The organism is Sedimenticola hydrogenitrophicus, assembly GCF_025175675.1.
GTDB classification, from domain to species: Bacteria; Pseudomonadota; Gammaproteobacteria; order Chromatiales; family Chromatiaceae; genus Sedimenticola; species Sedimenticola hydrogenitrophicus.
The window spans coordinates 356,077-374,372 of the sequence record NZ_JANIOA010000001.1; the positions used below are offsets into that span (position 1 = coordinate 356,077).

21 protein-coding genes are annotated in these 18,296 nt (G+C 63.0%); 5 read left to right on the top strand and 16 right to left on the bottom strand.

Translation table 11 applies throughout. The features are described 5' to 3' along the window. Positions 1-82: 82 nt before the first annotated feature. The 13 genes from queE to NPX02_RS01625 form a co-directional block, all read right to left on the bottom strand. A complete protein-coding gene (gene queE / locus NPX02_RS01565; RefSeq protein ID WP_260291361.1) occupies positions 83-724 on the bottom strand; it encodes a 7-carboxy-7-deazaguanine synthase QueE in 642 nt (213 codons plus the stop codon). A 42-nt stretch (positions 725-766) separates the two neighbouring features. Continuing rightward, the gene (gene ybgF / locus NPX02_RS01570) at positions 767-1,684 is read right to left on the bottom strand and encodes a tol-pal system protein YbgF (RefSeq protein WP_260291362.1); all 918 of its coding nucleotides are present in this window, start codon (positions 1,682-1,684) and stop codon (positions 767-769) included. A 23-nt stretch (positions 1,685-1,707) separates the two neighbouring features. Continuing rightward, the gene (gene pal, locus NPX02_RS01575; RefSeq protein ID WP_260291363.1) at positions 1,708-2,244 is read right to left on the bottom strand and encodes a peptidoglycan-associated lipoprotein Pal; all 537 of its coding nucleotides are present in this window, start codon (positions 2,242-2,244) and stop codon (positions 1,708-1,710) included. Further along, entirely contained in the window at positions 2,241-3,572 is a 1,332-nt protein-coding gene (gene tolB / locus NPX02_RS01580) for a Tol-Pal system beta propeller repeat protein TolB (RefSeq protein WP_470423637.1), read from the bottom strand. Before tolB ends, pal begins: the two co-directional genes overlap by 4 nt. A gap of 5 nt (positions 3,573-3,577) precedes the next feature. After that, complete coding sequence (gene tolA / locus NPX02_RS01585; RefSeq protein WP_260291364.1) at positions 3,578-4,564, bottom strand: cell envelope integrity protein TolA; 987 nt, start codon at positions 4,562-4,564, stop codon at positions 3,578-3,580. A gap of 7 nt (positions 4,565-4,571) precedes the next feature. Next, a complete protein-coding gene (gene tolR, locus NPX02_RS01590; protein WP_260291365.1) occupies positions 4,572-4,997 on the bottom strand; it encodes a protein TolR in 426 nt (141 codons plus the stop codon). Positions 4,998-5,030: 33 nt separating this feature from the next. Further along, positions 5,031-5,705, bottom strand: coding sequence for a protein TolQ (gene tolQ, locus NPX02_RS01595; protein ID WP_260291366.1), 675 nt, complete (start codon positions 5,703-5,705; stop codon positions 5,031-5,033). Next, positions 5,705-6,109, bottom strand: coding sequence for a tol-pal system-associated acyl-CoA thioesterase (gene ybgC, locus NPX02_RS01600; RefSeq protein ID WP_260291367.1), 405 nt, complete (start codon positions 6,107-6,109; stop codon positions 5,705-5,707). The genes tolQ and ybgC overlap by 1 nt, the downstream gene beginning before the upstream one ends. Positions 6,110-6,188: 79 nt before the next feature. Continuing rightward, the gene (gene ruvB / locus NPX02_RS01605) at positions 6,189-7,229 is read right to left on the bottom strand and encodes a Holliday junction branch migration DNA helicase RuvB (protein ID WP_260291368.1); all 1,041 of its coding nucleotides are present in this window, start codon (positions 7,227-7,229) and stop codon (positions 6,189-6,191) included. After that, positions 7,226-7,840: a Holliday junction branch migration protein RuvA gene (gene ruvA, locus NPX02_RS01610; protein WP_260291369.1), complete on the bottom strand. Its 615-nt coding sequence runs from the start codon at positions 7,838-7,840 to the stop codon at positions 7,226-7,228. Before ruvA ends, ruvB begins: the two co-directional genes overlap by 4 nt. Beyond that, on the bottom strand, positions 7,837-8,355 hold the full coding sequence (gene ruvC, locus NPX02_RS01615) for a crossover junction endodeoxyribonuclease RuvC (protein WP_260291370.1): 519 nt from the start codon (positions 8,353-8,355) through the stop codon (positions 7,837-7,839). The genes ruvA and ruvC overlap by 4 nt, the downstream gene beginning before the upstream one ends. 99 nt (positions 8,356-8,454) lie before the next feature. Continuing rightward, positions 8,455-9,201 carry a YebC/PmpR family DNA-binding transcriptional regulator gene (locus NPX02_RS01620; RefSeq protein ID WP_260291371.1) on the bottom strand — a complete coding sequence of 249 codons (747 nt, stop codon included), beginning with the start codon at positions 9,199-9,201 and terminating at the stop codon, positions 8,455-8,457. Between the two features lie 107 nt (positions 9,202-9,308). After that, positions 9,309-9,956: an alpha/beta fold hydrolase gene (locus NPX02_RS01625; RefSeq protein WP_260291372.1), complete on the bottom strand. Its 648-nt coding sequence runs from the start codon at positions 9,954-9,956 to the stop codon at positions 9,309-9,311. A gap of 332 nt (positions 9,957-10,288) precedes the next feature. Between NPX02_RS01625 and NPX02_RS01630 the strand changes: the two genes are divergently transcribed. From NPX02_RS01630 to NPX02_RS01640, 3 genes are all read left to right on the top strand, one after another. After that, positions 10,289-11,782, top strand: coding sequence for an HDOD domain-containing protein (locus NPX02_RS01630; protein WP_260291373.1), 1,494 nt, complete (start codon positions 10,289-10,291; stop codon positions 11,780-11,782). A gap of 77 nt (positions 11,783-11,859) precedes the next feature. Continuing rightward, positions 11,860-12,462, top strand: a complete 603-nt coding sequence (locus NPX02_RS01635; protein WP_260291374.1) for a TatD family nuclease-associated radical SAM protein — start codon at positions 11,860-11,862, stop codon at positions 12,460-12,462. Between the two features lie 82 nt (positions 12,463-12,544). Then, a complete protein-coding gene (locus NPX02_RS01640) occupies positions 12,545-13,183 on the top strand; it encodes a gamma-butyrobetaine hydroxylase-like domain-containing protein (RefSeq protein WP_260291375.1) in 639 nt (212 codons plus the stop codon). 218 nt (positions 13,184-13,401) lie between these two features. On the opposite strand, the gene NPX02_RS01645 is transcribed toward NPX02_RS01640, so the two are convergent. Both NPX02_RS01645 and NPX02_RS01650 read right to left on the bottom strand, forming a co-directional pair. Then, complete coding sequence (locus tag NPX02_RS01645) at positions 13,402-14,025, bottom strand: response regulator transcription factor (RefSeq protein WP_260291376.1); 624 nt, start codon at positions 14,023-14,025, stop codon at positions 13,402-13,404. Beyond that, positions 14,018-16,525 (bottom strand): PAS domain S-box protein, encoded by a 2,508-nt coding sequence (locus NPX02_RS01650; RefSeq protein ID WP_260291377.1) that lies wholly within the window; start codon positions 16,523-16,525, stop codon positions 14,018-14,020. The genes NPX02_RS01645 and NPX02_RS01650 overlap by 8 nt, the downstream gene beginning before the upstream one ends. A 340-nt stretch (positions 16,526-16,865) precedes the next feature. On the opposite strand from NPX02_RS01650, the gene NPX02_RS01655 reads away from it, so the two are divergent. Further along, positions 16,866-17,111, top strand: a complete 246-nt coding sequence (locus NPX02_RS01655; RefSeq protein ID WP_260291378.1) for a hypothetical protein — start codon at positions 16,866-16,868, stop codon at positions 17,109-17,111. Between the two features lie 198 nt (positions 17,112-17,309). Here NPX02_RS01655 and NPX02_RS01660 read toward each other — a convergent pair whose 3' ends face one another. Beyond that, positions 17,310-17,663 (bottom strand): PilZ domain-containing protein, encoded by a 354-nt coding sequence (locus NPX02_RS01660; RefSeq protein WP_260291379.1) that lies wholly within the window; start codon positions 17,661-17,663, stop codon positions 17,310-17,312. Positions 17,664-17,824: 161 nt separating this feature from the next. Between NPX02_RS01660 and NPX02_RS01665 the strand changes: the two genes are divergently transcribed. Next, the gene (locus NPX02_RS01665; protein ID WP_260291381.1) at positions 17,825-18,292 is read left to right on the top strand and encodes an RDD family protein; all 468 of its coding nucleotides are present in this window, start codon (positions 17,825-17,827) and stop codon (positions 18,290-18,292) included. Positions 18,293-18,296 lie beyond the last annotated feature (4 nt).

The following is an 18,296-nucleotide window of genomic DNA, read 5'->3' on the forward strand; positions in this document are numbered from 1 at the left end:
CAATCTGAAAAAGGGGCCGGATTCGAGGCGCCACCAAGATCGGCCAACAAGGCAGGCCAATCACCCCATGAGTAGTTACGGATTATTTACCGGCAACATCGCCCCACAGGTATTTGTGCAGCTGGATCTGGAAACGCACGTTCAACCGGTCCCGCAGGATCCACTCCGCCAGTTGCGTGGCGTCCTGCAGGCCGAGTGCCGGCGAGAACAACACCTCGCAGCGGTTGTCGAGATCCCAGCGGCGCAGCTGTTCGCAGGCCCAGGCATAATCGCCCGCGTCACAGATGACGAACTTGACCTGATCCGCCGGTTTCAGCCACTCGATATTGCTGAACAGGTTCTTTTCCGCCTCGCCGGAACCCGGGGTCTTCAGGTCCATCACGTTCACCACTCGGGGATCGACCCGGGAGATATCCAGCGCACCGCTGGTCTCCAGCGAGACCCGGTAACCGGCATCGCAGAGGGCGGTGAGCAGCTCCAGGCACGCCACCTGGGCCAGCGGCTCGCCCCCGGTCACGGTCACATAATGGGGCGCATAGGCGGCCACCTGTTCCAGCACCTGCTCGAGCTCCAGCCATTCGCCCCCCTTGAAGGCGTAGCTGGTGTCACAGTAGCCACAGCGCAGGGGACAGCCGGTCAGGCGCACGAACACCGTGGGAAGACCCACGCTGTTCGACTCACCCTGCAGGGAATAGAAAATCTCGGTGATGCGCAGTTGCGCCATGTAAAGCCGTCCGCCAAGCGTGATCTAACCAGTATAAATCGTTCAGTGTCCCTCCGCCTGCATGCGATCGAGGCGCTGCGTGGCCAGGCGGCTGGCGGTGGAGCTGGGATAGAGCGTCACCAGGCGCTGCAGGATATCACGTGCCTCGCTCCACTGCTGTTTCTCGTAGTGGATAAAGCTGCTCTTCAGCATCGCATCCGGCACCTTGCTGCTGTTGGGATACTCATTGACCACCTTCTGAAACGCCTCCAGGGCCACGTCGAAGTCCCGGGTCACATAGCTCGCCTCGGCCAGCCAGTACTGGGCATTATCGGCATAGCTGCCGGCGCCGTAACGGGTGAGAAATGCCTGGAAGGCGCTACGCGCCTCGTCATAGCGACGCTGCATCAGCAGGCTGAATGCCGCCTTGTAATCCCGCTCTTCGGCGACCGTATCGATCGGCGCGGCCAATGCCGGTTGCGGGGCGGGCGCTTCGCCCGGGTCCGCTGTGGCGACAGGCGGAGGTTCGGCCACTGCCGGCGGCGGCGCGCTCCCCGCTACGCCATCGGTCCCCGGTGCGACGGGTGGCGTAGCGGCCGGTATCGCCGGTTCGGTGCCCGGAGGCGTCAGCGCCGGAGCAGGGGCCGGGGCCGCCATCCCGGTCATCGGGGCGCTGCCGTGGGCCAGCTGGTTGATCCGCTGATCCACGTCCAGGTAGAGATCGCGCTGCCGCTTTTTGAGGGCATCCATGGCGTGGTTCTGCACCTCGATCTCGCCACGCAGCTGCTGCACCTCGCGTTGCAGGGCATCCACCCGCAGGACCAGATCCGCCATCGCCGCCAGTTTGCGCTCCAGCAGTTCTATCTGCCGCGCCTGGGCCTGCTGCGGGGTCAGTTTTTCTGCCCGCTGTTGTGCCAGTGCCGGTTGCATGGCACCGATCAGCAACAGCGCGATCGACAGGACGAACGGGGTTCTGGTCACCGCTTTTCTCCCAATACGCGTCATCAATAGACGAATTCACCGCGCCGGTTGAGTTCCCAGGAGGTCTCACCGGAGCCCATGGCGGCGGGTCGCTCCTCGCCATAGCTGATGGTGATGATCTGGCTCTCCGCCGCGCCCTGCGCCATCAACAGCCGCTTGACGCCGTTGGCGCGGCGTTCGCCCAGGGCGATGTTGTATTCCCGGGAACCGCGCTCGTCGGCGTGTCCCTCGATGGTGACGGTCACGGCTGGGTTGGCAGCCAGATAGTCGCCATGGGCGGCCACCACATCACGGTAATCGGCGCGCACCTCGTCCACATCGTAATCGAAATAGATGGTCTTGGTGTAGAGCAGGCTGTCGGGGTTCTCCAGCGGGCTGCCGCTCCAGGTACCGCCCTCCTGCGCGCCGGAAGTCTGGGCACCATCGGCTGCACCATCCTGCCCCCCTTCGGTGATGGGGGCGCCGTCTTGGGCCTGCCTGGTGTCGGTCGTCCCGGCACAGCCGGCCAGCAGCAGTGCCAGTGCCAGTAGGGGGGCAAACTTAAGCGCTCTCAGTTTCATGGGTTTCTCCTGTTGGTTTTGGTATAGGGTGACCAGACCGGCTCACGGACATCCCCCTCCTGGAGGGCCAGCCGTTGACGGATGCGGCCATCCACCGAGACCGCGGCAAGTTCTCCCTTGCCGTTGATCTTGGTGGCGTAAATTATCATGCTGCCGTTGGGGGCAAAACTGGGGGACTCGTCCAGCCGCCCCTCGCTCAGCACCTGCAGGGCACTGTTGGCCAGATTCAGCACCGCCACGCGGAAGTCGCCTCCCTGCCGGGTCACCAGGGCGACGGACGCGCCATCCGGGGCGTAGGAGGCGCGGGCGTTATAGTCCCCTTCAAAGGTGACCCGGTTGACCTTGCCGCCGAAGGCGGGAACCCGGTAGATCTGGGGCCTGCCCCCGCGATCCGAGGTAAAGATGATGAAGCGCCCATCCGGCGACCAGGCCGGCTCCGTATCGATGGCGTAGTGATTGGTCAGACGGGTCAGGGCATTGGTGTTGATGTTCAGCACATAGATTTCCGGATTGCCGTCGCGGGAGAGGGTCAGCGCCAGCTTGCGGCCATCCGGCGACCAGGCCGGTGCACCGTTGATCCCCTTGAACGAGGCGACCTTCTGGCGCCGGCCGGTGAACACCTCCTGGATGTAAATGGAGGCCTTTTTCTGTTCGAACGAGACATAGGCCAGGCGCCGCCCGTCCGGCGCCCAGGCGGGCGACATCAGCGGTTCGGACGAGGTAACGATGGTCTGCGGGTTGAAACCGTCGGCATCCGCCACCTTCAGCGACACCTCCTGGGAACCGTCCGCCTTGTTGCTGGAGACCACGTAGGCGATGCGTGTATCGAAGGCCCCGGGCTGTCCGGTGAGCTTCTCGTAGATGATATCGGCGATGTAGTGCGCGGTGGAGCGCAGGTCGCGGCTGGTGGTGGGACCGTTGTAGCCGGTCAGTTGCTCGCCCTTGAACACATCGAACAGCTGGAAGCTCACCAGGTAGCCGCCCTGACCGTTGGGCCGCACCTGGCCCACCACCAGATTGTCCATGCCGAGCACCTTCCAGTCGCGGAACTCCACATCGGCATCCGACTGCGGACGGGCCAGCATATCCTTCACCGGCAGGGCGGAGAAGCGGCCGCTGCGCTGCAGGTCGTTGCGCACGATCTCGGCGATCGCACCGCCGACATCGGCGCCACCGGGAGCGGTGCCGGGGCCGGCCCAGGCGAATGGCACCACGGCAATCGGCAGCGCCCCTTCGGCGCCCTCGGTGATCTCGATGGTGAGGGGTGCCGCGCCGGCCTGCAGGGCCCAGCACAGCAGCAGGATCAAACTCAGAAATCTATTCATCATGGTCATTACTTGTTCGGATCAAATTCAAAGTTGATGTCCCGGAACTGCTCAAACAGCGTCCCGGTGGGAACCGGCAGCGGATCCGCCTTGAGTACCGCCGCCTCGGCCGAGCGGTCGAAGGCGCCGTTGCCGCTGCCGCGGATCACGCTCACCGCGAGCACGCTGCCGCCCGGCGCCAGGCGCACCCGCAGGGTGCACTTGAGGCCCGCACTGAAACCGGCAGGACGCAGCCAGGCGCGCACCACCTTCTGTGATATCTGGATAATGTAGCGATCCCTTTCCCGTGCATTGTGCTCTGCCTCCATGGCCGCCAGCAACTCCGTCTCCCGCGCCTTCTGCGCCGCCTCCGCCTGGCGTTTCTTATCCGCCTCGGCCTTGAGTCGGGCCTCTTCGGCCTTGCGCTGCTTCTCCGCCTCGGCCTGGCGTTTGGCCTCCTCGGCCTGGCGCCGCTTCTCTTCCGCCGCCTTTTTGGCTTCCGCCTCCTGGCGTTTTTTCTGTTCCGCTACCCGCTTGGCTTCCGCCTCCTTGCGCGCCTGCGTTTCCGCCTGGCGTTTAAGCTCGGCGGCCTTATGCTCCTTCTCGGCCTGCAGACGCTGCTGTTCCGCGGTTTTCTTCCGCTGCTCCTCTTCCAGCCGCTGCTTTTTCGCCACCTCGCGTTTGCGATCCTCGGCCTGCCGCTGCTTCTCCAGTTCCGCCAGACGCTGCCGCTCCTGTGCCTGCTGGCGCTTCAGCTCCGCCAGCCGTTGCTCTTCCTGTTCCCGCGCGGCCCGCTTGGTCTCCGCCTGACGCGCCTCATCCTGCTGCAGCCGCTGCACCTGCTCACGCACCTTGGTTTCGTCGATCACCCGCGCCTGTACCACCTGCACGGTGGACGGGGGCTGCACCGGTTTCTCCAGCCAGTCGACCCCCACCACCATGAACAGGAGGATCGCCAGATGCATCAGCAGGGCGATCACCGCCGCCAACGGATTGCGCTTGAGAATCTGCAGCATATCGGGGTTATCGCTCCGGATTCTCGGTGATCAGGCCGACATTGGGCACACCGGCCTGCTGTATCAGTACCATCGCCTCCACCACCCGTCCATAGTCGACGTTGCGGTCGCCCTTGACCATGATCGGGGTCTTCGGCTTGTAGCTGATGATGGCGGCGATGCGGGTGACCAGGGTTTCCGGGTCCACCGGCTGCTCCTTGGCCTCGCCGACATCGATGAACATCTCGCCCTGGCTGTTCACCGACACCACCACCGGGTCATCCACCTCGGCCGGCAGCGGCTCCGACTCCGCCTGGGGCAGATCCACCTTGACCCCCTGGGTCAGCAGCGGGGCGGTGATCATGAAGATCACCAGCAGTACCAGCATCACGTCGATATAGGGGACCACGTTGATCTCCGCCATGGGCCGGCGGCGCTTTTTCTGCCGGCTCATCGCCCGTCCCCCCTTCCGCGAGCGCGATCAGAATCAAACATGGGCCTGGCGCTGCAGAATGGTGGTGAACTCATCGAGGAAATCCTCGTAGCGTCCGTTCAGCCGCTCCACATCATTGGAGTAGCGGTTGTAGGCGACCACCGCCGGAATGGCGGCGAACAGGCCCATGGCAGTGGCGATCAGCGCCTCGGCAATACCGGGCGCCACCAGGGAGAGGGTCGCCTGCTTGACATTGCCCAGGGCATGGAACGAGTTCATGATGCCCCAGACGGTGCCGAACAGGCCGACATAGGGGCTGGTGGATCCGACCGTGGCGAGAAATGTCAGATTATTCTCCAGGCCGTCCATCTCCCGGTTCATCGCCACGTGCATGGTGCGACGTGCCCCCTCCACCACCGCCATCGGCTCGATTTCGGGATTCTTTTTCAGCCGTGCGAACTCACGGAACCCGGCATGAAAAATGGTCGCCATGCCGGTGGCCAGGGCGTCCTCCCGGTCCAGCTCCCGGTACAGCTCGCCGAGATCCCCGCCGGACCAGAAGCGCCGTTCAAACGCCTCGGCGGCCCGCCGGGCGCGCTTCAGCACCCGCGAGCGGTCAAAAATCATGGTCCAGGAGATGAGCGAGGCGAGCAGCAGCGCCGCCATCACCAGCTGCACCAACGGACTGGCACCCGCCACCAGGGAGAGAAAAGAGAGATCTGTAGCCATTATCCTGAGATCACCGATAGAAGGACTTGGGGGATGGGGGTCGGACGAAAGTTGCTCGCGTCAACGCAGGCGATCTTGACCTCACCGTCACACAATACCCTGCCGTCGACTGCCGATCGAATTTCCTGCCGGAACACCAAACTCGCTTTTCCCCTGGAAAAAAGTTGCACACTTACCTGTAACGCATCGTTGAAACGGGCGGGTGATCTGAACTCGACGCCGACCTTACGCACCGCGAACAGGACGCCCTCTTTTTCCCGCAGCTCATCCTGTTCAAACCCCACGCTGCGCAGCCATTCGGTACGCCCGCGCTCCATGAATTTCAGGTAGTTGGCGTAGTAGACCACACCACCGGAATCCGTGTCTTCGTAGTAGACCCTTAGCGGCCAGAGAAATTCCTTCACGCCTGTCACAATTTAACCAAATACCGAAACTCCCAGCCATGCGGCGGGTATACATCGCTCGCCGGGACGCCGGGCATGCTCAAAACAGCGTGCCCAATTCGCCCGTAGCGGCCGCGTCGTCCCGCGGATCCAGACCGAAATGGAGATAGGCGGCATTGGTGGCCACCCGGCCGCGTGGCGTGCGCATCATGAAGCCCTGCTGGATCAGATAGGGTTCCAGCACGTCCTCGATGGTGCCGCGCTCCTCGCCGATGGCCGCCGCCAGGCTGTCCACCCCGACCGGGCCGCCGTCGAATTTGCTGATGATGGCGTGCAGCAGCTTGCGATCCATGATATCGAAGCCGTTGCCGTCCACCTTCAGCATGCTCAGGGCGTCGTCGGCCACCGCGCTGGTCACCTTGCCCTGCGCCTTCACCTGGGCGAAATCCCGCACCCGGCGCAACAGCCGGTTGGCGATGCGCGGCGTCCCCCGGGAGCGTCGGGCGATCTCGGCGGCACCGGCGGCATCGGTCTCTATATTCAGTATCCCCGCCGAGCGGCCGACGATATGGGTCAGATCGGCAGTGGAGTAGAACTCCAGCCGCTGCACAATACCAAATCGATCGCGTAGCGGCGAGGTCAGCAACCCGGCACGGGTGGTGGCGCCCACCAGGGTGAACGGCGGCAGCTCAAGTTTGATCGAGCGGGCGGCCGGCCCCTCGCCGATCATGATATCCAGCTGATAATCCTCCAATGCCGGGTAGAGTACCTCCTCCACCACCGGGCTGAGGCGGTGAATCTCATCCACGAACAGCACGTCGTGGGGTTCCAGATTGGTCAGCAGGGCCGCCAGGTCGCCCGGTTTCTCCAATACCGGTCCCGAGGTCTGACGCAGATTGACCCCCATTTCATTGGCGATGATGTGCGCCAGGGTGGTCTTGCCCAGCCCCGGCGGGCCGAATATCAGCACATGGTCCAGCGCTTCCTGACGCGCCCGGGCGGCCTGAATGAAAATCTCCATCTGCTCTCGGACCACCGGCTGGCCGACATAATCGGCCAGTAACCGGGGGCGGATGGCGCGGTCCAGGGCGGCGTCGTCCGCGCCCGCCTCGGCGCTGATAATCCGGGCATTCTCATTCATGGCAATTTTGTCACCACCGCTCGCAGGGCCAATCGGATGATCTCTTCACTGGAGAGCGCCTCACACTCCACCGAGCGTATCATACGGCTGGCGTCGTTGGGTTTGTATCCCAGGGCGATCAGGGCGCCGATGGCATCCGACACCGGGGTCTCCACCGCGCCGCCGGCGGGACGCGCCCGGGACAGCGCCACCCCCCCGGTGGTTGCGATCCGGTCCAGGCGGTCGCGCATCTCGACGATCAGCCGTTCGGCCGTCTTCTTGCCGATCCCCGGCAGGCGCACCAGGGCGGCGGTATCGTCGCGCTGGATGCAGAGGGCGAACTCATCGGCGCTCATCCCCGAGAGTATCGCCAGCGCCATCTTGGCCCCGACCCCGCTCACCTTCAGCAGGCTGCGGAACAGGGCGCGTTCGGATTCGCTGGCGAAGCCGTACAGCACATGGGCATCGTCGCGGATCGCCAGGTGGGTGAACAGGGTTACCGACTCCCCCTGCAGCGGCAGATCGTAGAAGGTGGACATGGGCGCCTCCAGCTCATAGCCGACCCCGCTCACGTCCACCATCAGAAATGGCGGCTGTTTGTAGACCAGCGCGCCACGCAGCCGGCCGATCATCGCCACCCTCCCTGTTTGGAGCGGCCGATCAACTGCAGCGTGCTGTTGGCATGGGCGTGACTGATGGCCACCGCCAGGGCATCCGACTGATCCGCCGTCAGCGGCCCGTCGAGCCGCAGGATATGTTTTATCATGTGTTGCACCTGATCCTTGTCCGCCCCGCCGGAGCCCACCACCGCCTGCTTGATCGCCCGGGGGGCGTATTCAAATACCGGCAGCCCGGCCACCACACAGGCGCAGATGGCGGCCCCGCGCGCCTGTCCGAGCTTGAGTGCCGAGGCAGCGTTCTTGGCCATAAAGACCTGTTCAATGGCCATCTCCGCCGGCTGATAAGTGGCCACCAGTTCGCTCAGCTGACGATAGATCTCGCCCAGCCGCTCGGGAAACTGTTCCTGGGCGATGCGGATACAGCCGCTGGCCACATGGGTGCTTCTGATACCGTCACTCTCGATGATGCCATAGCCGGTGATGCGGGAACCGGGATCAATCCCCAGGATGCGCCGTTTGCGGTCCAACGCCCCGCCCTGCGCGGTATTGTGATTCGTGCTTTTGATAGGCGCTTCCGCTGGTTATACCGGCGGCCGCATCCGCGGCCGCCCGAGGGACAATCCCTCTCACTCCATGGTGGCCATTATCTCGTCCGAGATATCGGCATTGGTATAGACATCCTGCACATCATCCAGATCTTCCAGGTGATCGACCAGCTTCAGCAGCTTCTCGGCCGCCTCCTGGTCCAACTCCGCCAGGGTGGCGGCGCTGAAGGTCACCTCGGCGTTGTCCGGCGTCAGGCCGCTCGCCACGATGGCGTCATTCACCTCGGAGAACGCCTCCGGGGTGGTCATGATGTCGATGGAGCCGTCGTCATTGGTCACCACATCCTCCGCACCGGCTTCGAGCGCCGCCTCCATGATGGCGTCCTCGTCGGCACCGGGGGCAAAACTGATGATCCCCTGCTTGTTGAACATGTAGGCCACCGAGCCGTCGGTGCCGAGATTGCCGCCGTGTTTGGTGAAGGCGTGGCGCACTTCCGAAGCGGTGCGGTTACGGTTGTCGGTCATGCAGTCGACAATGACCGCCGCCCCGCCCGGGCCATACCCCTCATAGCGCAGCTCGTCGTAATTATCCGTATCCTCGCCACCGGCGCCACGTTTTACCGCCCGCTCGATGGTATCGCGCGGCACATTGGCGCCGTTGGCCTTGTCCACCGCCAGGCGCAGCCGCGGATTGGTCTCCAACTCACCACCACCCGCCTTGGCGGCAACGGTCACTTCACGCAGCAACTTGGTCCATATCTTGCCCCGTTTCTTGTCGTTGGCCGCCTTCTTGTGCTTGATGTTGGCCCATTTACTGTGTCCAGCCATAACACTCCTCTCAATATTCGGTCAGGCGGGAGTTTACCATCACCCGGGGCAGGCAGAAATAACAGGGCGGGGATTTCTCCCACAAACCCCAATAAATAACTCGACCTCTACCCAGGAAAACGGCCGTGACGCAGGAATTCAGCCACGTCCGTCGCCACCGCGGTGGAAAACAGCATGCCCATGTGACCGGTCGCATGCAGTCGCCGGTCCGAGGCGGCGGGAATAACGGTCTCCTTCACCATCACCGTGCCGTCACTCACGTCGTCAATGCCGCCCAGCAGGCGGCCTATGCCGAGCCCACTGGTGCCGGCAATCACCCCCAGCTCCCGCCCCCCGTTCCAGGGCGGCGCCCCCTCCACCAGCCCGCGCTCGCCGGCACGTCCGATCAGATGCCGTCCCCAGGGGTGGTGCGCCAGACGGCGCGCCACCACGCTGCCCTGCACCGGCGCCCCCAGCAGCACCACCCGTCCGGGGGGCTGATCAGGATAGCGGTCGAACAGGTTGAGCAGCACCAGCCCCCCCAGGCTGTGGGCCACCAGGTGCAGGCAGTCGTAATTGCGCTGGCGGATAAACCGGTTCAGCCGCTCCGCCCCCTCGGCCGGGGTCTGCCGCAGGGAGCGGTAGCGGAAGCGGTCCACCGCGAATCCATTAGCGGACAGGCGACGCCCCAGCCACGCCAACTCGATCCCGGTCATCCAGATCCCATGTACCAGTAAAATCCTGCTACAATCGCCCTCGCCGCGTGTGTCACTCATCTCAATCCGGCATCCCTTGTTGCACCCGGGTAGTTCCGACGGCAGTTTAGCAGCAGGCCGGGCTCCCGGGGAGCGGATTTCCTGAAGGAGTCGTGGCGGGGTCGGAGGCATATTGATTTGAACATTGAGCGTAACTACTCACGGGTGATTGGCCTGCCTTGTTGGCGGATCTTGATCCAGCCATCGTGTGAGGCCGGCAAGGCAGGCCAATCACTTACAGACCGGGTGAGTAGTTACTATTGAGCTTTGTGGTTCACTATATCGACTCAATTTGACTCCGCCCCCGGTGCATCCGCCGACACAGACAACCGATGATTTTCCGACAGGCGCTTATGGAAGCTGTATCCACGGACAACACACTGAACGGCTGGGTTGAGCGGCTGGGCTCGCGGGCGCTCCCGGCAATGGCGCTGACGCGGCAGCGGGTCATGCAGTTGCTGGACAGCCCCAACACCACCCACGCCGATCTGCAGCGCATCCTCTCCCGGGATCCGGGATTTACTCTGGCCATTTTCCGCCTGTTCAATGCACTGCCACAGCCGCCCAGGGAACCGGTCAGCAACCTGGCACACGCCATCGCCCTGCTCGGCATCGAACCCACATCCCAGGCCGACCGGGCACTGCCGGACCTCCACAAACAGCTGTCGGCAGGGGCTCGGGCCGCTCTCTATGATTGCTATTCCCGGGCCGGGCACGCCGCCTGGTACGCCTACAGCTGGGGACATGACCTGCGCCTCGGCAACCCCGAAGAGATGGCCATCGCCGCCCTCCTGCACGACTTGGCCGAGATGCTGCTCTGGACATACGCCGACCGGCAGATGGGACAGCTAACCGCGCTGATCAAGGACGGCATGCCGCAGACCGACGCCGAAGAGCAGGTGTTCGGCTTCAGCCTTCGGCACCTCAGCCTGCAGCTGGCTGAACAGTGGAATCTGCCGCCCCTGACCGCCCAGGCGCTGCAGCCGGTCGGCGCCTTTCAGGCCCGCTCCCTGGCCGTGATGCTGGCCTCGGCCCTGGCCAGAGAGACAAGTCGCGACTGGCACAGCGAACAGAGCGGTGAGTTGATCGAGCTGGCCGCCGCCTTCAATCGGCTGGAACCCGACCCGGGGCGCGCCTATATCCACAGCCTGGTCGCGGGTGTGGCGAGAAACCTGAGCGGACTGCCGCTACCGTTGACCGTCTACGCCTTGCTGTCAGCCCCAACCGCGGGACCATCCGGGCAAGCCGTCGCGAGCGCCCCCACCGCAAGCGCCCCCACCCAGGCCCCGCTGCCAGACCCGGGTGCCATGGATGCCGACACCGTGCCGATCGCCGCCGCGCCGAAACCGGCAGCCCCGGTGAAACGCCCGGAAAAACCTCCGGCACCGCCCACGGCCGGTGCCAGCCCGCTGCAGGCGAGCCTGTCCCGTATCTTCCGCGAGCTGCGCCGGACCGCCGGGGTCGAACGGGCGATGTTCGCCATGCTCACTCCGGATCGCCAGGCACTCAAGGTCAAATTCATCGTCGGGGTGGAGCCGGACTCACCCCTGGAAAAGTTCCAGCATCCCGTGGGCGAGCGGCATCTGCTGACCCTGCTGCTGAAAAAAAACCAGAGCATCTGGCTGCAGGAGAGCAACCGGGAAAAACTGCTTCCGCTGATGGGCGAGGCGCTGCGCACAACCCTCGACACCAGGGGCTTTTTCATGAGTTCCCTGTTTATCAAGAACCGTCCGATCGGCATCCTCTACGCCGACAGGGTGGACGATATACTGCTTGATATTCAAGGTTTTAACCATTTCAAGAGTTTGACCCAACGGCTCTGCAATGAACTCTCCCGGAAAACCTAGTCTAACAGGAGTACCTCCCTTCTTACCGGTCGTGGGGTAGTGTAGAATCCCTGTTTTTCGCAACAACCCGAGTGCCCGTGGACAATCAACAGCTCAGCTATGTGATCGGCGACAGCCTCTATCTGAATATCACCGATCGCTGCACCCTGGAGTGCACCTTCTGCCCCAAGACCCAGGGCATACTGCAGGTGCACGAGTATGACCTGACCCTGGACCATCGCCCCGCCAGCCAGGAGATCATCGCCGCCATCGATGACCCCGCCGCCTACCAGGAGGTGGTGTTCTGCGGCTATGGCGAGCCGACCCTGCGATTGAAGGTGCTGCTGGAGGTGGCGCAGTACATCAAGGCCCACGGCGGCCGGGTCCGGGTCAATACCGACGGGCTGGCCAACCTGGCCAACAAGCGCAATGTATTGCCGGAGATGGCCGAGTGCGTCGATGCCCTCTCCATCTCCCTGAATGCGCAGAATGCGGAGGTGTATGACCGCCACTGCCAGCCGGCGCTGGCCGGCTCCTTCGAGCAGATGCTCGATTTCGTCGCCGAGGCGCCACACTACATCGCCGATGTCACCGCCACCGCCATCGACGGCCTGGGGGGGGTGGATATCGCCGCGTGCCGCGAACTGGCCGAGGCGCGCGGCGTCAAGTTCCGGCGGCGGGTGCTGGACGAAGTCGGTTGAGGGGTGATTGATCCCGATTCCGGCCCGTGCCACGATGCCCCGCCAGTGATTTCAGCCAGCAATTTCCGATATGAGTAGTAGCATGAGCGACAAGCATCCGACCCCCACCGCCATCAACCTGCACAGCAAGTCCCGGCTGCTGGCCATCGAGTTTTCCGACGGCGCCAGCTTCCGGCTGCCCTGCGAATACCTGCGGGTGTCCGCCAAGGCCGGGGAGGCGCACACCCCGGAGAGCCCGGTCACCGGCAAGGAGTCGGTCAACATCACCGGCATCGAGCCCCAGGGACAGTATGCGATCCGCCTCACCTTCGATGACGGGCATGACAGCAGCATCTACTCCTGGGACACCCTCTACGAACTGGGGGTCAACCAGGAGCAGAACTGGCGGGCCTACCAGGAGAGCCTGCAAAAGGCCGGCTACCAGCCGGGCGGGACGGTCACCGACGAGGGTCCGCGACGCATCCGCCTGCTCTACTTCACCTACCTGGTGAAGCAGCTGCAGAAAGAGGCCGAAGAGGTGGAGATCCCCCCCTCGGTCAGCGACGTCACCAGCCTGTGCGATTGGCTGCGCCGGCGCAATCCGGATCAGGCCCACCTGTTCCAGGCGGGGAGTTTCCAGGTGACGGTGAACAAGCAGTTTTGCGAGCCGTTCACCCGCATCGAGCCCGGTGACGAAGTGGCCCTGATACCGACCTCGCCCAACGTCCCGGTGAAAAAGTAGCCGGTGCAAAGCCGTTCCTGATTACCCATCCAACCCGGACGTACCCTTGAGAACCACGGATTCACACAGATAAACACGGATTCAGAATTCTGATCTGCTATCTGTGTAAATCCGTGTCCATCCGTGGTTCCTTATTAACCGGATTGGGATAAGTAAACGGCTATTGAAAGATCGCAGGTCGGATTAGCTCAGCGCCCGGGCGCCGCGTAACCCAGCGTTCAGTGGTCGCCGTAGAGATTGGCCGCGATCACCATCTTCACCAGCCCGGCCAGCGAGGTCGCCTCCATCTTCTCCATCACCCGGGCACGGTGCGCCTCCACGGTCTTGGCGCTGACCCCCAGGGCACTGGCGATCTCCTTGTTGGCCTTGCCGTTGGTGACCATCTCCATCACCTCATGCTCACGCGGCGTCAGCTGGGCCAGCCGGGCGGCGATCTCCGCCCGCTCCGCCTGCAGCGAGCGTTGATCCTGGTCGAGCGTCATGGCATTGCGGATGCTCTCCAGCAGCAGTTCGTCATTGAACGGTTTTTCAATAAAGTCCACCGCCCCGGCTTTCATCGCCCGTACCGACATCGGCACATCCCCATGTCCGGTGATGATGATGACCGGAATCAGGATGTTCTGCCGGACGAAATACTCCTGCAGCTCCAGCCCGCTCATCCCCGGCATGCGCACGTCCAGCAGCAAACAGCCGGCGCGCCCGGGATAGTAGGACTTGATGAACTCTTCCGCCGAGGCGAAGGTTTCCACTTTCATCCCCACCGTCTCGATCAGCCACTTCAACGAATTACGCATCGCCGAGTCATCATCAACTACAAATACGGTGGCATTAGTACTATTCATCGCTGTTCCTGTTGTTGCTGGGCAGCAGAATGGAAAAACAGGTTCCTCCCTCCGCCCGTTGCTCGGCCGTGATCGTGCCGTTGTGGTCTTCAATAATGGTCCTGCTGATCACCAGTCCCATGCCCATACCGCTCTCCTTGGTGGTATAGAAGGGTTCAAACAACCGGCCCATATCCGCGTCCCGGATCCCCGCTCCGGAGTCCAGCACCCGGATCAGCACCCACTTGCCCTCCCGGCAACTGGTCTGTATCACCAGACTGCGCTCATCTTCCGGTATCTCCAGCAGCGCATCAAGGGCATTTCGAATCAGATTGAGCAATACCTGCTCGATCTGCACCACATCGATCCTGACCGGCAGGGTGCCGAGACTGAACTCCTGCTCGATCACCACCCCTGCCTTGCGCGCGGCAAACTCGACAAAGCTGCATACCTCCCGTACCACCTCGTTGATGTCGGCGACCCGCCGCACCGGGGTCTGCTTCCCCACCAGGGCACGCAACCGCTTGATGATCTCCCCGGCCCGATCCGCCTGGGCGGTAATCTGCCCCAGGGCGTAGAGGATATCCTCCGCCCCCCGGTCACTCGCCTGCAATCGGCGTACCGAGCCGTTGGCGTAATTGGCGATGGCCGAGAGCGGCTGATTCAGTTCGTGGGCCAGCCCGGTGGCCATCTCCCCCATGGTACTGAGGCGCGACACATGGATCAGCTCCTGCTGATGCTCCCTTGCCTGGCGTTCCGCCTCCCGTTCCGCGGTGATATCCCGGCCGTAGATATTGACATAGCCCAGATCAACCACCGGGGTGAGCAGCAGCGAATAGACCTGGGTGGCGCAGATCACCTGGGTCTGCCAATCCTCGCCGCTGCCCAGGATATCCGTCACCCGGTTGCGCCAGTATAGCGGCAGGGTCTGGGCCCGCTCGCAACCCCAGTAGGAGAGCAGCTGGTCGCTGGCCCCGTTGGCGTAGAGGATCACCCCGCGCCGGTTCACGCGCAGGATCGGGCTGGGACTTTCGGAAGCGAACTTGGCGAGACTGCGGATCTCCAGCTCGATGCGTCGGCGGTTGGAGATATCGTGCATATAGATGGTAAAGGCGAGACGGTTCTTCAACCGGATCGGTTTGATCGCCAACTCCACCGGGAACACCGCACCGTCGCGCTTCACCGCGGTCAGTTCATGGCGCATCTCATCGGGATGCCGATCCCGCGAACTGAGCACGTCCGCCAGCAGCAGACTGAATCGGAGACGGCTCTCACCGTTGAAGATCAGCTCCGCAAACACCCTGCCCAGGGCCTCCTCCCGGCTGTGACCGAAAGTCTGTTCCGCCGTGGGATTGTATTCAATGATCACCCCCCGTCGGTCGATGGTGATGATCGAATCCAGTGCGGTCTCCATGATCGCCTGCTTGAGCATCTCCGACTCGTGCATTTCGGTCTCATGCTGCTGTCGCATCTCCTCCCGGGTGTCCCGCACCAGCTGGATGAACTGGTGTATCCAGTCCTCCAGTACAAACAGTTGATTGCCACGCTCGATCACCGGCTGCTTGGAGCCCAACGCCCGTTGCGAAAAGCGCGAGACGCGCTGCAGGATCTTGTTCAACCGCTCCGATAACAGGAAAAAGATCAGGGTGAACACACTGACGAAGGTAAAGGCGGCCACCAGCCGCTGACGCCGCTCCAGGCCGGCCACCCGATCCCGCATCGCCTCCACCACGGAGCGGGGCACCAGGGTGGCGAACTGCAGATTGAGGGTCGAACCCTCATATTCGGAGAAGGATTGCGCGGTCACCAGAAAATCGCTCTCCGCCGCCGACAACAGCCGCTGCGCGGGCAGCCGGAACTGGTCGCTGCTGGCGAGAAAACGCTGCTCGTCCGCCTCCAGAATCCCCACCAGCACGCCGTTGGGGGATACCCCCTGCTGGGATGCCGCCAAAAACTGTGCGTCGATCGGGGCCACCAGCATCAAAAAACCCATCTCGGTGCCGGTGGCATCCTCCGCGGTCTCCGAGATCAGCAGATAGGGACGGTCTCCCAGGGTGGTCAGATTGGCCTGAACCCGTTGCTCGCTGAGCAGCAGTTCGGTGGCCCCGGCCAGTTCGTCCGGCAATGGCCGCTCCCCGAGCTGATAGATTTCACGGATACGGCCCTCATTGTCCAGCAGCAGGATATGACTCGGCCGCACCAGCGACTGCCACAGGGTCGAACCCGGCAACCAGGGGGGGGTGGAGCGATACTGTTTGGGTCCATCCGTGTCCCCCTTGAACCAGTAGACCGGCTCCAGGTAGTTGGCCAGCTGACGGTGGTTGGCCAGCAACCGGGCGGTCGAGGTGTGGGCCAGCACGTAGTTATCGAAGCGGATCAGGGTTTCGCGCGCCTGCTGGTCGAGCCGGGTCTCCAGCTCCTCGTTAAAAATACTGCGCAGTGCCTGGGGCTGCACCTGGTCCAGCAGCGCCCACACCACCAGGCCGCAAAACAGGCCGATCATGACCGACATCAGCGGCATCGGAATGCGCCGGAGCAGCGAAAGCTTCTGGGGTCTTTTCAGGGGCAACGGCATATAGGAAAGATTTCAATCCTCAGGGACCGGGGACTCGTCCCGCCCGGTCGGGAACCGGCTTCAGCCCATCATTATGCCTTGATGGCCGGCCATTACAAACCTGCTGGCGAGCTATTCCGATCTCGCCCGGGTTCTGGCAAAAGTCGTAAGCAGGTGGTCCGTGGCAAAATGTGGGCCAGCCCGATAGCCTCCATCAGCGGAAATAAGCCACGAGACGTGGAATAAAATGAAACAGCAGTTGTTTACAGTAGTGTGGTACGGATAAACCATTCGAGAGGAGAAGCCAATGAAGATCAAATACCTGCTACCCGCCATCGTCCTGCTAATCAGCGCGCCGGTTTACGCGTCTCAATGCCCAATGGACATGAAGAGGATCGACCAGGCCCTGCAGCAGCAGCATGGCCTGAGCGCGCAACAAGTCTCTGAGATACGTCAACTACGGGATGAAGGCGAGAAACTGCATAAGACAGGCCAGCACCAGCAATCGGTTTCAACCCTGGCCAAGGCCCTGGCCATACTCGGGGAGAAATAGCGGTATCCCAGGAAACTAACCTGGGGAGCTAGATGTCCACCGCACGGTCACTGTCGGCAGGCCGGACATTGAATACCGATTCGGCGGACCACACTCGTCCGGCAGCTGCCGCTCGATCCATGATTCCTTGTTCACCGGAAACGGATTTGCCTATTGTCAGGGTTGGCCGACCCGCCGGAAGGGGAAACGTCGTTGGACTCAGTGCAGGAAATCGGACAGGCCACCCTCATCCAGGCCACCGGCATGGCCGAAGATCAGGCGATTGAGGGCGTGGCGGCATTCGCCATCCAGTTCGTCAAACATCAGGCCGACACCCTGCTCAGCGCAGCGCACCACGATCGCCTCGATCTGCATGTGGCACTGGGGACCGGACGTCCCGAGCATCAGGGAGGCCTCGAGCGTGGCATTGACCGGCAATTGAATGCGTCCGATATCGACGAACATCCCGCCCATGCCGATGTCGCGGATGCAGCCCCGCACCAGTCCGAGGCTGGGGTAATTCAACATGGTATAGAGGGTAACCGGTCGGCGCGGTGAATTGCGATGTTCCACTGCTTGCTATGCCTCCATAAAGTTGAAAAACACCCTATCGCCTACTCCCATAGGCAACCTGGTGACTTTCTCTTAATATAGACCAATTATCCTGCGCCAATGTGACGCAGGACAAATTCCGGTGGATCCCCCACCGGCAGCGGCACCGCTTAAATCATCCCATGGAAAAGATCATAAAAATTGATATAAATCAATCGGTAACCCCTGGACTGCCGCGCCGCCTGGCGGCCATGCTGTATGACGCCCTGCTGGTCTTCGGCCTGCTGTTGCTGGCCTCGATGGTGGTTACCCTGCCGGTGGGGATCGTGGGCGGCGAGGCGGCCTCCCAGGCGCTGTCGGCAAACCTGCTGTTCCAGCTCTGGCTGGCCCTGGTGCCGCCGGCGTTCTTCCTGTTGTTCTGGCTCAAGGGGGGACAGACCCTCGGCATGCGCTCCTGGCGCCTGCGGGTGGTTCGGAATGACGGCTCGCCGCTGCGCTTTTCGGACGCCGTGAAGCGGCTGCTCGGCGCCCTGCTCTCCTGGCTGCCGCTGGGCCTGGGTTATCTGTGGGTACTGGTGGACCGCGACGGCCTGGCCTGGCACGACCGCCTCTCAGGGACCCGGCTGATCCTGCTGGCAAAACGCACCTAGGCAA

Coding starts and splice junctions, on each gene's coding strand:
- queE (WP_260291361.1), bottom strand. CDS start 724: ATGGCGCAACTGCGCATCACCGAGATTTTCTATTCCCTGCAGGGTGAG.
- pal (WP_260291363.1), bottom strand. CDS start 2,244: ATGAAACTGAGAGCGCTTAAGTTTGCCCCCCTACTGGCACTGGCACTG.
- tolB (WP_470423637.1), bottom strand. CDS start 3,572: ATGATGAATAGATTTCTGAGTTTGATCCTGCTGCTGTGCTGGGCCCTG.
- tolA (WP_260291364.1), bottom strand. CDS start 4,564: ATGCTGCAGATTCTCAAGCGCAATCCGTTGGCGGCGGTGATCGCCCTG.
- tolR (WP_260291365.1), bottom strand. CDS start 4,997: ATGAGCCGGCAGAAAAAGCGCCGCCGGCCCATGGCGGAGATCAACGTG.
- tolQ (WP_260291366.1), bottom strand. CDS start 5,705: ATGGCTACAGATCTCTCTTTTCTCTCCCTGGTGGCGGGTGCCAGTCCG.
- ruvB (WP_260291368.1), bottom strand. CDS start 7,229: ATGAATGAGAATGCCCGGATTATCAGCGCCGAGGCGGGCGCGGACGAC.
- ruvA (WP_260291369.1), bottom strand. CDS start 7,840: ATGATCGGCCGGCTGCGTGGCGCGCTGGTCTACAAACAGCCGCCATTT.
- NPX02_RS01620 (WP_260291371.1), bottom strand. CDS start 9,201: ATGGCTGGACACAGTAAATGGGCCAACATCAAGCACAAGAAGGCGGCC.
- NPX02_RS01625 (WP_260291372.1), bottom strand. CDS start 9,956: ATGAGTGACACACGCGGCGAGGGCGATTGTAGCAGGATTTTACTGGTA.
- NPX02_RS01630 (WP_260291373.1), top strand. CDS start 10,289: ATGGAAGCTGTATCCACGGACAACACACTGAACGGCTGGGTTGAGCGG.
- NPX02_RS01640 (WP_260291375.1), top strand. CDS start 12,545: ATGAGCGACAAGCATCCGACCCCCACCGCCATCAACCTGCACAGCAAG.
- NPX02_RS01645 (WP_260291376.1), bottom strand. CDS start 14,025: ATGAATAGTACTAATGCCACCGTATTTGTAGTTGATGATGACTCGGCG.
- NPX02_RS01650 (WP_260291377.1), bottom strand. CDS start 16,525: ATGCCGCTGATGTCGGTCATGATCGGCCTGTTTTGCGGCCTGGTGGTG.
- NPX02_RS01655 (WP_260291378.1), top strand. CDS start 16,866: ATGAAGATCAAATACCTGCTACCCGCCATCGTCCTGCTAATCAGCGCG.
- NPX02_RS01665 (WP_260291381.1), top strand. CDS start 17,825: ATGGAAAAGATCATAAAAATTGATATAAATCAATCGGTAACCCCTGGA.